This is a genomic window from Nocardia sp. NPDC004718, from assembly GCF_053601535.1.
On record NZ_JBSGCA010000014.1, the window covers coordinates 14189 to 26830 of the forward strand.

12 protein-coding genes are annotated in these 12642 nt (G+C 68.8%); 6 read left to right on the forward strand and 6 right to left on the reverse strand.

The features are described from left to right. The first annotated feature begins 4 nt into the window (after nt 1-4). A complete protein-coding gene (locus tag ACWEH3_RS13025; RefSeq protein WP_450020403.1) occupies nt 5-1657 on the forward strand; it encodes a fatty acyl-AMP ligase in 1653 nt (550 codons plus the stop codon). A 15-nt stretch (nt 1658-1672) separates the two neighbouring features. On the opposite strand, the gene pth is transcribed toward ACWEH3_RS13025, so the two are convergent. Together pth and ACWEH3_RS13035 are read right to left on the reverse strand one after the other, a co-directional pair. Then, entirely contained in the window at nt 1673-2287 is a 615-nt protein-coding gene (gene pth, locus ACWEH3_RS13030) for an aminoacyl-tRNA hydrolase (RefSeq protein ID WP_450020401.1), read from the reverse strand. Next, a complete protein-coding gene (locus ACWEH3_RS13035; RefSeq protein ID WP_450020399.1) occupies nt 2253-2855 on the reverse strand; it encodes a 50S ribosomal protein L25/general stress protein Ctc in 603 nt (200 codons plus the stop codon). Before ACWEH3_RS13035 ends, pth begins: the two co-directional genes overlap by 35 nt. Nucleotides 2856-3158: 303 nt before the next feature. Between ACWEH3_RS13035 and ACWEH3_RS13040 the strand changes: the two genes are divergently transcribed. Then, nucleotides 3159-4802: a peptide chain release factor 3 gene (locus ACWEH3_RS13040; RefSeq protein WP_450020397.1), complete on the forward strand. Its 1644-nt coding sequence runs from the start codon at nt 3159-3161 to the stop codon at nt 4800-4802. A 1-nt stretch (nt 4803) separates the two neighbouring features. Here the strand turns inward: ACWEH3_RS13040 and ACWEH3_RS13045 are convergent, their stop codons facing one another. Both ACWEH3_RS13045 and ACWEH3_RS13050 read right to left on the reverse strand, forming a co-directional pair. Then, entirely contained in the window at nt 4804-5322 is a 519-nt protein-coding gene (locus tag ACWEH3_RS13045; protein ID WP_450020430.1) for a nuclear transport factor 2 family protein, read from the reverse strand. 462 nt (nt 5323-5784) lie between these two features. Next, a complete protein-coding gene (locus ACWEH3_RS13050; protein ID WP_450020395.1) occupies nt 5785-6663 on the reverse strand; it encodes an Abi-alpha family protein in 879 nt (292 codons plus the stop codon). Between the two features lie 241 nt (nt 6664-6904). Here ACWEH3_RS13050 and ACWEH3_RS13055 point away from each other — a divergent pair, with 241 nt between their 5' ends. Both ACWEH3_RS13055 and ACWEH3_RS13060 read left to right on the forward strand, forming a co-directional pair. After that, complete coding sequence (locus tag ACWEH3_RS13055; protein WP_450020393.1) at nt 6905-8179, forward strand: hypothetical protein; 1275 nt, start codon at nt 6905-6907, stop codon at nt 8177-8179. Next, nucleotides 8170-9063, forward strand: coding sequence for an Abi-alpha family protein (locus tag ACWEH3_RS13060; RefSeq protein WP_450020391.1), 894 nt, complete (start codon nt 8170-8172; stop codon nt 9061-9063). The genes ACWEH3_RS13055 and ACWEH3_RS13060 overlap by 10 nt, the downstream gene beginning before the upstream one ends. On the opposite strand, the gene ACWEH3_RS13065 is transcribed toward ACWEH3_RS13060, so the two are convergent. Further along, nucleotides 9060-9653 (reverse strand): TetR/AcrR family transcriptional regulator, encoded by a 594-nt coding sequence (locus ACWEH3_RS13065; protein ID WP_450020389.1) that lies wholly within the window; start codon nt 9651-9653, stop codon nt 9060-9062. The two genes, ACWEH3_RS13060 and ACWEH3_RS13065, sit on opposite strands and share 4 nt — an antisense overlap. Before the next feature lie 76 nt (nt 9654-9729). Between ACWEH3_RS13065 and ACWEH3_RS13070 the strand changes: the two genes are divergently transcribed. Together ACWEH3_RS13070 and ACWEH3_RS13075 are read left to right on the forward strand one after the other, a co-directional pair. Next, the gene (locus ACWEH3_RS13070) at nt 9730-10482 is read left to right on the forward strand and encodes an SDR family oxidoreductase (RefSeq protein WP_450020386.1); all 753 of its coding nucleotides are present in this window, start codon (nt 9730-9732) and stop codon (nt 10480-10482) included. A 202-nt stretch (nt 10483-10684) separates the two neighbouring features. Next, entirely contained in the window at nt 10685-11620 is a 936-nt protein-coding gene (locus tag ACWEH3_RS13075; protein WP_450020384.1) for a 4-(cytidine 5'-diphospho)-2-C-methyl-D-erythritol kinase, read from the forward strand. A 40-nt stretch (nt 11621-11660) separates the two neighbouring features. Here the strand turns inward: ACWEH3_RS13075 and ACWEH3_RS13080 are convergent, their stop codons facing one another. Beyond that, complete coding sequence (locus ACWEH3_RS13080) at nt 11661-12509, reverse strand: LLM class flavin-dependent oxidoreductase (RefSeq protein WP_450020382.1); 849 nt, start codon at nt 12507-12509, stop codon at nt 11661-11663. Nucleotides 12510-12642: the final 133 nt, after the last annotated feature.

The following is a 12642-nucleotide window of genomic DNA, read 5'->3' on the forward strand; positions in this document are numbered from 1 at the left end:
GACTTTGAGCAGATTCACCGACGAGATGTATGCGACCGCACAGACCTCCGAGCGCGGCCTGGTGACCGGCGAGCCGGGCGCCCCGCTGCGGCGCACGTGGCCGGAGATCCACCGGCTCGCCCGGCGCATGGCGGGCGGGCTGGCCGAAGCCGGTATCGGGCACGGTGACGCGGTCGGCGTGCTCGCGGGCATGCCGGTCGACATCGCCCCGGCCTGCCAGGCCATCTGGATGCGCGGCGCGTCGATCACCATGCTGCACCAGCCGACTCCGCGCACCGATCTGGTGGTCTGGGCGCGCGACACCGAAACCGTGCTGAACATGATCCGGGCGCGGGCGGTCGTGCTCGGCGCCCCGTTCGAGGCGGCCGAGCCGCTGTTGCGCGAACGCGGCATCACCGTCGTGCGCATCGACCAGCTGCCCGGCGGCCCCGACATCGATCCGGTGCCCACCGCCGAGGGCGATATCGCGTTGCAGCAGTTGACTTCCGGCTCGACCGGCTCGCCCAAGGCGGTGCGGATCACGCATGAGAACTTTTTCGTCAACGCCTACGCCATGTTCGACCGGGTGAAATTCCAGCTCGCCGACGATGTGATGGTCAGCTGGCTGCCGCTGTTCCACGACATGGGCATGGTCGGATTCCTCAGTGTCCCTATGCAATTCGGTGCCGAAGTGGTGTGCGTGACGCCGCTGGACTTCCTCACCAAGCCGCTGCTGTGGGCCGAGCTGATCAGCAAGTATCGTGGAACTGTCACCGCCGCACCGAATTTCGCCTATTCGCTGCTCGCCCGGCGGCTGCGGCAGGCCGACGAAGGGGCGTTCGACCTCAGCAGCGTGCGGTACATGTGGAACGGCGCTGAACCGGTGGACCCGGACACCATGGAGGCCCTGGCCGCCGCCGGAAAACGCTTCGGGCTCAACCCGATGGCGCTCACCCCGGTCTACGGCATGGCCGAGACCACGCTCGCCGTTTCGATCCCCGACCCCGGGCACGGACAGGTACTCGACGTGATCGACGCCGACCTGCTCGAGGCGATCGGCAAGGCGGTGCCCGTGCCGGAGGAACACGGCCAGCCGGCCAACATCCGGCGATTGCCCACCCTCGGCTATCTGGTCGACAACCTGGAGGGCCGGATCGTCGACAGCGAACGTCAACCGTTGCCCGCCCGCTCGGTGGGCGTGATCGAATTGCGCGGTCCCGCGGTCACTTCCGGCTATGTGACGGTGGACGGATTCCAATCGGCGCGGGACGAGGAGGGCTGGCTGGACACCGGCGACATCGGCTACTTCACCGACGAGGGACTGATCGTGGTGTGCGGCCGGATCAAGGACGTCATCATCATGGGCGGCCGCAACATCTACCCCACCGACATCGAGCGCGCGGCGGCCAGGGTGGCAGGCGTCCGGCCGGGCAACGCGGTGGCGGTGCGCCTGGACGCGGGCCAGAAGCGGGAGAGTTTCGCCGTGGTGGTGGAGAGCGGCAGCCACCACGATCCCGACGAGGTCAAGCGCATCGAGCGCGAGATCGTGCACTCGGTGTTCGCGGAGGTCGGCGCGCGGCCACGCACCGTCACCGTGCTCGGCCCCGGCGCACTACCGAAGACGTCTTCCGGCAAATTGCGCAGGGCCGCGACCGCGATGCATCTGCCGCGCGGGTGATCGGCCGAGCGCCGCTCAGTGCAACTGGTTCTGCGCGGTCTCCAGCCCGACGCGCAGCAGCAGTTCCACCGCGTCGGCGGCCTGCTCGATGATCACCGGGACCTCTTTGCGCTCCGGCGTGGAGAACGGCTTCAACACGTAATCGGCCGGGTCCTGGCGGCCCGGCGGACGGCCGATGCCGATGCGGGTGCGCAAGTACTCCTTGGTGGTCAGAGCGCTGGAGACGGAGCGAAGACCGTTGTGCCCGCCCTCACCGCCGCCGCGCTTGAGCCGGATGGAGCCGAACGGCAGGTCGAGTTCGTCGTGCACGACGATCACCTCGGTCGGCGGCACGGAGAAGAACTTCGCCAGCGCGGCCACCGGCCTGCCGGACAGGTTCATGAACGAACGCGGCTTGGCGATCAGCACCTGGCGCCCGTCCAGCCGCGCCTGCAGCAGGTCGGCGCCGGATTTCTTGTGCACACCGAAACGGCCGCCGACGCGCTCGGCGAGCACGTCGGCGACCAGGAAACCGACATTGTGCCGGGTGCGCTCGTATTCGGGACCTGGATTGCCCAGTCCGACGACGAGCGCGGGCCCGGCGGACGATTCGCTACTACTCAGCGCTCTCGCCCTCGGCCTCGGCCGCACCCTCGCCCTCGACGGGCTCGGCGGCCGGGGCGGCGATGACGTTGACGATCAGGGTCTCGGCATCGGCGGCCAGCTCGACGCCGGCGGGCAGCTCCAGCGCGCCCGCGGTGATCTGGGTGCCCGGCTCGGCGCCCTCGACGGAGACCTCGATGGCCTCGGGCAGCTTCAGCGCGTCGGCCTCGATGGAGACGGTGGTGGCTTCCTGGGTGATCAGGGTGCCCGCGGCGGCATCGCCGACGACGGTGACGGGCACATCGGCGGTGACCTTCTCGCCGCGCTTGATGATCAGCAGGTCGGCGTGCTCGATGTAGCGGCGGATCGGGTGCACCACGACGGACTTGGTCAGCGCGAGCTGCTTCTTGCCGTCGATGACGAGGTTCAGCACCGCGTTGGTGCCGTGCTCACGCAGGATGGCGGCGAAGGCCTGGGCGTTCACCGACAGATGCTGCGGGTCGGCCTGGTGGCCGTACAGTACGGCCGGGACGTTGCCCGCACGACGGGTGCGGCGCGCGGCGCCCTTGCCGAACTCGGTGCGTACGGATGCTTCGAGAAGGTTGACGTCGGACATGACTGGATCTACTCCTACGGCTCTTCCGGGCTGGTCAGTTACACGTCAGGGGTGCTGCACACCTGACGGATGGTCTATTCGTCGGGGCGAAGACCGAACAGGGACGGCCGGAAGCCGCGCCGCGTCGATCACGGTGTCGCAAAACTGGTCTGCGGTCACCCTCGCCGAGACAACCCGAACACCATACCCCAGCGCAGAGGCGCTCTTTGAATCGGGTGGTCACCGGCGGTTCGGTCCGCGCTCGAGCGAGTCGCGTACGCTGGCGGGGTTGCCGATCGGTCGTCTGCGAAAGGTTGTCTTGCGTTGAGCGCCTCCCCTGAGGGTGTTGTCGCGCCCGCATCCCGTGGGTTATCCGCCGAGGTAGCCCGCCGGCGCACGTTCGCGGTGATCTCCCATCCCGACGCGGGCAAGTCCACGCTCACCGAGGCGCTGGCGCTGCACGCCAGGATGATTTCCGAGGCGGGCGCGATCCACGGTAAGGCCGGGCGCAAGTCGACCGTCTCGGACTGGATGGAGATGGAGAAGGCGCGCGGCATCTCGGTCAGCTCGACCGCGCTGCAGTTCAACTACCGCGCCAGGGGCTCCGATGTGGACAGCGTCATCAACCTGGTGGACACCCCCGGCCACTCCGATTTCTCCGAGGACACCTACCGGGTGCTCACCGCCGTCGACGCCGCGGTGATGCTGATCGACGCGGCCAAGGGCTTGGAGCCGCAGACGCTGAAACTGTTCCAGGTCTGCCGCCACCGCGGCATCCCGGTGATCACCGTGATCAACAAGTGGGACCGGCCGGGGCGGGCGCCGCTGGAACTGCTCGACGAGATCAACGAGCGGATCGGACTCACCCCCACCCCGCTGTTCCTTCCGGTCGGCATCGCGGGGGACTTCCGCGGCCTGCTGCGCCGCGGCCCGGACGGTGTCCCGCTGGAATACATCCACTTCACGCGCACGGCGGGCGGCGCGACCATCGCGCCGGAAGAGTCGATCACCCCGGAGGCCGCGGAGGCGCGCGAAGGCGAGCCGTGGAGCACCGCCGCGGAGGAGAGCGAGCTGCTCTCGGCCACCGGCCAGGACCACGACCAGGAACTGTTCCTCGCCGGGCAGACCTCGCCGGTCATCTACGCCTCGGCGATGTTGAACTTCGGCGTGCGGCAACTGCTGGAGACCCTGGTCGCGCTCGCCCCCGCACCCGGTTCGCGTCGTGACGTCGACGGCAAGCCGCGCGAGACCGGCGACCCGTTCAGCGCGGTGGTGTTCAAGGTGCAGGCGGGCATGGACGCCGCCCACCGCGACCGCCTCGCGTTCATGCGGATCGTGTCCGGCGAATTCGAACGCGGCATGGTGGTCACCCACGCGCAGACCGGTCGGCCGTTCGCCACCAAGTACGCGCTGACCGTGTTCGGCCGCGAACGCGCCACCGTCGACACCGCGTACCCGGGTGACGTCGTCGGCTTGGTCAACGCGACGGCGCTGGCGCCGGGGCACACGCTGTTCGTGGACAAGAAGGTGGAGTTCCCGCCGATCCCCTCGTTCGCACCGGAACATTTCGCGGTGCTGCGAGCCCGCAGCGCGGGCAAATACAAGCAGTTCCGCAAGGCCGTGGACCAACTCGATTCCGAGGGCGTCGTGCAGGTGCTGCGCAACGACATCCGCGGCGACGCGTCTCCCGTGCTGGCCGCGGTCGGCCCGATGCAGTTCGAAGTGGTGACCGCGCGCATGCTCGCGGAGTTCAACGTCGAGACCACGATGGAACACCTCGCCTACACGCTGGCCCGGCGCACCGACGCCGCGTCGGCGGACGAACTCGGGCGGCAGCGCGGGGTGGAGGTGTTCACCCGCTCAGACGGTGCGCTGCTCGCGTTGTTCAGCGACAAGTGGCGGCTGCAATACATCGAGAAGGAGCACCCGGCGCTCACCCTGGAGCCCCTGGTCGCTACGGCCGACTGAGTCAGCCGGCCTCGGACTCCGGCCGCAGCGGCGCGGCGCCGGGGTCGCGTTCGATCGATGAGATGCCGTCCTCCTTGGCGATCAGGCCCCAGCGGCTGGAGGTCAGGCGCAGGCTGGGCAGGTCGCTGAGGGAGAGCACCACTTCGTAGGTGCGTTCGTAGCCGGTGTGCGAGATCCGCCACCGCGCGTCGTCGCAGCGCACGTAGCGGTCGGTGTAGAAGGCCGCGCCGCGCAGCAGCATGTTGTGGCCCGGAATGAGCACCGTGTCGGCGAGGTACCAGGTGCCGGTGGCGGTGTCGCCGTCGACATCGATCTCGGGGTGGTCACAGCGGTGTTCGGTGATCACGTGCGGCCCGAGCGTGTTGCGCATGAACGCGATGAAAGCCTCGCGCGATTCGAACTGGAGATATTCGCTGTAGGTCGCGGTCGCCTCGGGGATCATGGTATCGGCGAATTCATCCCACGACTTGGTGTCGAGAGTACGCAGGTACCGGTATTTCAACCGCGAGATCGCCGACACGTCGTCCGGCTCCCGCTCCTCGCCGCGGGTCGGGCGTGGGTCGTCGCGCACCCGCCCGAAGTCGATCGGCCCCGCCTCGAAGGGCAGCCGCTCGTCGGCGCGCAGGTCGCCGGGATCTCGTTCGCCGGTGCTCGCCGCCCGCTGACCACGGCTCGGCGCGGGACCGGCCGTGCCGATATCTCGCTCTTCGGGCTCCGGCCCGCTCGAATCTACGTCCACACCGCCGCGCTCCTGCCGGCCCGGGGGGAAACCCGGGTCGTCGCGCTGCTGATTACCGGGACCCTTGCCCCGGTCGTTACGCGTTTGCCCAGCGATGCCCAAACCTGGGTCGCCGCGCCCCTGCCCGCCGGTTCGCTGATCCATACCCTCAACAATCCCATCCCGAGTGCCGGATTGGGAGAGTTGTATCAGATTGCTATCGCGACGAGAGAGAACATTCCGACGAAGATCAACTTCGGGATGTCAGCTTCCGATCGTGAAGCAGGTGCGGCAGAAGTCCTCACCGAACTCGGTCAGCCGGAGACTCTTGCGGACGATCTTCGGCGCCCGTCCCGCCTTCTTCAGCGCCGCCTCCACCACGGGCTGCACCTCCAGCACCATGTAGCGGCTCAGGACCACCGGATCGTCCGAGGTCAGCGTCAGCCCGAGGCGGTTGAGGTTGATCAGGTAGGACCGCGACCGGTCCGGGTAGCGCACCCCGGCCTGCTCGGGCACCGAGGTGAGGTCGCCCTGCACCAGTTCCGAGCCGATCCCCAGCGGACGGTTGGTGCGCACGTCGACCGACGGCTGCGGGCCGTTGAGCGCCATGAAGCGCAGGATGCGCGCCTCGTCGGGAGCGAGCTCGTCGAGGATGCGGTCGTAGGCCGGGTGCACGTCCTCGGTGAAGTAGACGTCGGCGGACCTGGCCAGCAGCGCGTCGCCGCGGCGGCGCAACTCCTCCGTGCTCGCCGAGCGCAGGTACGGCCCGACGGCCGGCGCTTGCTGCGAGGTGGGTCCGTTGGAGGTCGGGACATAGCTGACGATCTCCCGGACCGACCCCTCGGTGACGCCGAGCGCGCTGCGGGCGATGGAGCGCAACGCGTTTCCGGTCCGCTCGGCGATCTCGGCCGAGGACTCCCCGTCCAGCGCGGCCTGGGTGATCTCCCTGGTGACCTCGTAGGTCGTGCCGACCGCCCATTGGCTTCCGCGCACGACAGTGCCCGCGGCCACTCCGGCCGCACGGAACACACCGCGGATCAGCCGTGCCTCATTGCTGATCTGCCGCTGTTCGACATCCGAACTGCGCTCGACGGCGCGAGGACCTGGCCGTACCACGTCCTGTCCGGTCCTGTCGTCTGCCACGTTTTCTCCGATATCGCCGGGGGGAACGAATCCGTCCCACAGATTACTTCCCCTTGTGTCGCGGGGCATTCGCACCGCCTGACTCGGACAGTGCGACCGGCACGCGGCGCGCAATAAGGTTTCTTCGCCGAGGGGGTGCTAGTTTTGGGTGCCGGTGAGGCGGCGATCACCGGTGTATCGGCAGGAGGGTGTCGTGTTAGAGAGTGTTTTCGGAATCCACCCCACGATCCTCCTCGAGCTCGTGACCATACCGCTTTTCACCGGCGTGATCGGCTACATCACCAACTGGACCGGCGTGCTCATGCTGTTCAAGCCGGTCGCCTTCCACGGCATTCGAGTTCCCGGTCTGCGCGCGCTGTATCCGTTCCTTCCCAAGCGAATTCAAGTTCTCCCGCTACTCAGCTACGACGGCCGGGTCGGCTGGCAGGGCATCGTCCCGTCGCGTGCGGACAAGATGGCCAGCATCGCGGTCGACAAGGGCTTGGCCAAACTCGGCAGCGTCGCGGACTTCTATCGGGAACTCGAGCCGGACAAGCTGGCCGAGCACCTCGCGAGCATCGCCGACGCGCAGATCAAGGACATCGTCGAAGACATCCTGCGCCGCGAGCATCCGCAGCTCTGGTACAACCTGCCCGCCCAGGTGCGCGACATGGTGCACGCCAGGGTGCGCCAGCAACTGCCGGAGATCCTGCGCGAGCTGACCGAGGAATTGGGCGCGAATATCGATCAGCTGCTCGATGTGAAGCAGATGGTGATCCGCTACTTCCAGGCCCGGCCGCATCTGCTCAACACGCTGTTCCAGGTGCTCGGCGCGAAGGAACTGCGTTTCATGCAGAACTTCGGTTTCTACTTCGGCGCGCCGATGGGTGTGCTGCTGGTCGTCATCCTGCATGTGACCGGCTGGTCCAGCCTGGTCGTGCTGCCGATCGGCGGCGTGATCATCGGCTGGGTGGTCAACTGGATCGGCATCAATATGATCTTCGCGCCCGCGTATCCGAAGTGGTGGGTCCCGTGGCGGCAGGGCCTGCTGATCAAACGCAAGTCCGAAATCACCGACGGATACGCGGAATTGGTTTCCAGCCAGGTGATCACCGTGGCGAATATCGGCGACGAGTTGCTCAACGGCCCCCGCTCGGACCGCACCATGCAGATGCTGGAGGACACGCTGCGCCCGGCCGCCGACCGCGCGCTCGGTCCCGCGCGTCCCGCGGTCAAGTTCGTGCTCGGCAGCCGCGAGTACGACTCGCTGCAATCGACGTTCACCAGCGAAGCCATGGCCATCGCGCCGATCGCGTTCGCCGACCCGGAATTCAACGTCCGCCAGGGCAGGCAGATCAACGAATACATCGCGAGGCAGATGGCGATGTTGTCGCCGCCGGACTTCGTCGACATGCTGCGCGCGGCCATCAAGCAGGATGAATGGCTCCTTTTCGTCCATGGCGGCGTGTTGGGGCTGTTCGCCGGATACGCTCATATCCTGATCTTCGGAACGGGAGTGGCGACATCATGGCTGTAGCGGGTCCGGACGACGGCGATATCCAGGCCGTCGAGCACCTCGACGCGGCGGCGGCGAATGCCGAGCCATCGCAGGAGATCGCCCGGCGGCCGGCTTCGGACATCGCGCACACCGACGAATTACCCAGACGGGTAACGGTTCCCCTCGCCACCGTGCGTGCGGCGACGGGCGTCGCGCGGGTCGCATGGACCGCGGTCACCGGGATGACGTCCTGGAGTGTCGGCACCGCGGTCGGCGTCACCTCGACCGTCGTACGGCGCAGCATCGAGGGAGCGCCGCCGCGAGAAGTGCTGGCCGAGGCCGAGTCCGAGGTCCGTGACGCGATGCGCAAGGCGCTCGGGATCCCCGGCGCCACGGAACCGGTCACGCAGGAAGCGGTGCCGACGCTGCGTGAGCAGGGCGCCGCGCTGCTGCGATTGTCGGCCAGCCCGCACGGCGAGGACGACAACCATCCGGCCTTCGCGGGCATGCTCGCGGAGCTGACCCCGGACGAAGCGCGCATCCTGCGCTTCCTGCATCTGGACGGGCCACAGCCCTCGATCGACATCCGCACCGGCCGCCCGCGCGCGCTCGGCTCCGAACGCCTGGGCTCGATGCTCACGCTGATCGGCGAGCACTCGGGCCTGCGCTTTCCGAACCGGATCCAGCAGTACCTGACCAACCTGCGCAGGCTCGGTTTGATCGAGCACGCGCGCGAGCCGGTCGGCAATCCGAACCGCTACCAGCTGCTGGAGGCGCAGTCACCGGTGCGGGAGATGCTGAAGCGCTCCGGCTTCGGCACCAAGGTGATCTACCGCAGCGTGGTGCTCACCGACTTCGGCGCGGACTTCGTGCGCACCTGCCTGCCTGTGGTCGTGCAGGACGGACGCGCCTCGGGCCACTAGGGCCCCCAGCCGCGCAGCGCCATCTGGGCCACCCGCTCCAATTCGGCCCGACCTGCGCCGTCGCGCGCCGCCTGGGACATGCCCTGCATCACCGTGCCGACATAGCGGGCCAGCGTGCGCGCGTCGAGGTGGCCCGGCAGGACGCCCGCGTCGATGTCGGCCTGGATGCGCGCGGCGAACGTGTCGATGTTCCGATTGCGCATATCGCGCAGGAGATCGGCGATCTCGGCGCTGGTGGTATTGACGCCCGCGCTGATCACCAGACAGCCGTGCGGGCATTCCGGCCGGGTGTATTCCGTCGCCGCCTCCCGCAGAATCCGCCGCACCGCCGCCTCCGCGGTGTCCTCCTCGGCCAGTGCCCGCGCGACGAATCCGCCGTAGCGGTCGCCGAATTTCGCGACGACCTCGCCGAACAACGTCTTCTTGTCCCCGAACGCCGCGTACAGGCTGGGTGCGCCGATGCCAATGGCCGCGGTCAGGTCCCCGATCGAGGTGGCCTCGTACCCACGGGCCCAGAACAGCCGCATGGCCTTGTCCAGCGCCGCGTCCCGATCGAAGGATCGCGGCCGTCCTCGGGTCGTCGTGCTCATGGCGCAATTTTATAGCGATCACTAGAGAATGTGCTACCTTTCTTTCTGTAGCGGTCGCTAGAGAAAGGGGCGCGCCATGGGCGCACTGACGGGCAAGACGGCACTGGTCACCGGAAGCAGCCGGGGCATCGGGCGAGCGATCGCCGAACGACTGGCGCGCGACGGCGCGCGCGTCGCGGTCCACTACAACCGCGACGAACAGGCGGCGAAGGCGACCGTCGCCGCGATCGAGGCTTCGGGCGGCGCGGCGTTCGCGATCCGCGCCGAACTGGGCGTGCCCGGCGACGCCGAGACGCTGTGGGCGGCCTTCGACGCGCACGCCGACGGGCTGGACATCCTGGTGAACAACGCGGGCACCGACGGGATCAGGGAGCCGATCGCCGGAACCGACGAGGCGGCGTTCGACCGGGTCTTCGCGATCAACGCCAAGGCCCCCTTCTTCATCACCCGCCTCGGCTTGGACCGGTTGCGCACGGGCGGGCGGATCGTCAACATCTCCACCGGACTGACCCACGGCGCATACATGCCGCAACTCATCGCCTACACCATGACCAAGGCTGCGCTCGACAATTTCACCAGCGTGCTCGCGAAGGAGCTCGGCGCGCGCGGCATCACCGTGAACGCGGTCGGGCCGGGGATCATCGACACCGACATGAACGCGAACTGGCTGCGCAACGCCGAAGCGCAGGCGTCGGTGGCGACGATGTCCCCGCTCGACCGCGTGGCGCAGGCCGACGACGTCGCCGACGTCGTCGGGTTCCTCGCCTCCGACGACGCCCGGTGGGTGACCGGGCAGTGGATCGATGCCACCGGCGGCGCGCTGCTGTAAGCGCCTTTCCCGCGCGCGAGCTACGGACCCGCATCGCCCGACTGCACCCATCAGGCGTACCTCCGCCCTCGCTGCGGCCGTGCGCGAGCTGAGGACGAACTCCGCGTCCGACTCCACCATCAGGCGTACCTCCACCTTCGCTGCAGCCGTGCGCGGGCTGAGGACGGACTCCGCCCGACTGCACCCATTACGCTTGAGCACCGTGCTGTCAGTTGTGCCGAGTCCCGTCACCGTGCGGGCGCCGTCGAAGGTGAACCTCCATCTCGGAGTGGGCGACCTGCGGGCCGATGGCTACCACGACCTGACCACGGTGTTCCAAGCACTATCCCTGAGCGACGATCTGGAGATCGCGCCGTCGGCCTCGCTGGCCGTCCGGGTCACGGGTGAGGGCGCCGCGGAGGTGCCGACCGACCGGACGAATCTGGTATGGAAAGCCGCCGTCCGGCTGGCACACCTCGGCGGCCGCGCTCCCCTGGTGGAAATCGCCATCACCAAAGGCATTCCGGTGGCAGGGGGCATGGCGGGCGGCAGCGCCGACGCCGCCGCCGCGCTGGTCGGGCTGAACGAACTGTGGGACCTGGGACTGTCCAGGGAGGAACTGGGCGCGGTGGCGGCCGAACTCGGCAGCGACGTGCCGTTCGCCCTGCACGGCGGCACCGCGCTGGGCACCGGCCGCGGCGAGCGCCTGTTGCCGGTGCTGTCCCGCAACACGTTTCACTGGGTGCTCGCGTTCGCCAAAGGCGGCTTGTCCACACCCGCGGTGTTCGCCGAACTCGACCGGTTACGCGAGCACGGCGAACCGCCCCGGCTCGGCGAGCCGCAGCAACTGATGCAGGCGTTGGCCTCCGGCGATGCGCGGCAGCTCGCACCCCTGCTCGGCAACGATCTCCAGGCGGCGGCGGTGTCGCTGAAGCCGGAACTGCGCCGCACGTTGCGCGCGGGCATCACCGCGGGTGCGCTGGCCGGATTGGTCTCCGGTTCCGGGCCCACCTGCGCGTTCCTCTGCGAGAGCGAGCAGTCGGCGATCTCGGTGGCCGCCGAACTCGCGGGCGCGGGCGTCTGCCGCAGCGTGCGGACCGCCAGCGGACCCGTGCCGGGCGCGCGCGTCCTCAGCGGCGACGCACCCGGTAAGCACTGACCGCCGTAGGCCGCGAACGGACGCGGGTGCACAGCCCCGCTCAGGGCAGCGCGTCGGCGATTCGATCGATCTGGTCGGCGTCGCGACCGTAGCAATAGAACATCACCTCGTCCGCGCCGAGATCGCCGAATTGCGCCATGGCGGTGCGGATCCGCGCGGGCGTGGTGAGCATGCCTTCGAGCATGCCTTCGGCGCGGCCGGTGAACGCGTAGTAGGCGCCCATCGACGCGCGGGCGTCCTCGATGACGTCGTCCGGACCGAGGGCGACGTTGACCTGGGCGACGATCCGCGGCGCGCCCGGTCGGCCGTGGTCGGTCCAGGAACGGCGCACGGTGTCGAACAGCCCACCCGCCCACGACGGCGGGGCGGCGGCGAGAAATCCACTGCCCCACCGGCCGACGCGCTCGAGTGCGGCGGGCTGGAAACCGCCGAACAGGATTTCGGGCCCTTCCGGGCGCAGTGGCGCGGGGCCGATCGGTCCGCACTCCTCGCCGTAGGGCTCACCGGCCCACAGGCGGCGCATGAGCGCGAGTTGCTCGTCGAGGCGGCGGCCCCGGGTGCGCGGGTCGGTACCCGAGGCGAGGTGGTCGTCGGCGCGACCGCCGACGCCGAGTCCGAGCACCAGCCGTCCGCCGGACATCCGGTCCAGCGTGGCGGCCTGTTTTGCGAGCAGCACCGGGTCGCGCAACGGCGCGAGCAGCACTTCGGTTTGCACTCGGACGCGGCTGGTCGCGCCGGCGATCGTGGCCAGCGCGATCAGCGGTTCGGGATTGTCGTAGACCAGCCGGTCGAGCAGGCCGAGCGTGCGGAACGGGCCCGCGTCGGCGCGCCGAGCCCAGTCGAGCAACGCGGCAGGATCGGAGATGGGCAGGCCGAGGCCGACGTGCATGAGAATCCTCCAGAGAGCATGCGGAATGGGAATAGTGCCGCCCGCCGACGCCTTCGGATAGGAGGCGGGCGTCCCACTCTGCGGCTGTAGTTCTGGGGAGCGCCGATTCGGTTGCATGAGAACGAACAACGTT

Coding starts and splice junctions, on each gene's coding strand:
- ACWEH3_RS13060 (WP_450020391.1), top strand. CDS start 8,170: ATGGCTGTAGCGGGTCCGGACGACGGCGATATCCAGGCCGTCGAGCAC.
- ACWEH3_RS13065 (WP_450020389.1), bottom strand. CDS start 9,653: ATGAGCACGACGACCCGAGGACGGCCGCGATCCTTCGATCGGGACGCG.
- ACWEH3_RS13035 (WP_450020399.1), bottom strand. CDS start 2,855: ATGTCCGACGTCAACCTTCTCGAAGCATCCGTACGCACCGAGTTCGGC.
- ACWEH3_RS13080 (WP_450020382.1), bottom strand. CDS start 12,509: ATGCACGTCGGCCTCGGCCTGCCCATCTCCGATCCTGCCGCGTTGCTC.
- ACWEH3_RS13070 (WP_450020386.1), top strand. CDS start 9,730: ATGGGCGCACTGACGGGCAAGACGGCACTGGTCACCGGAAGCAGCCGG.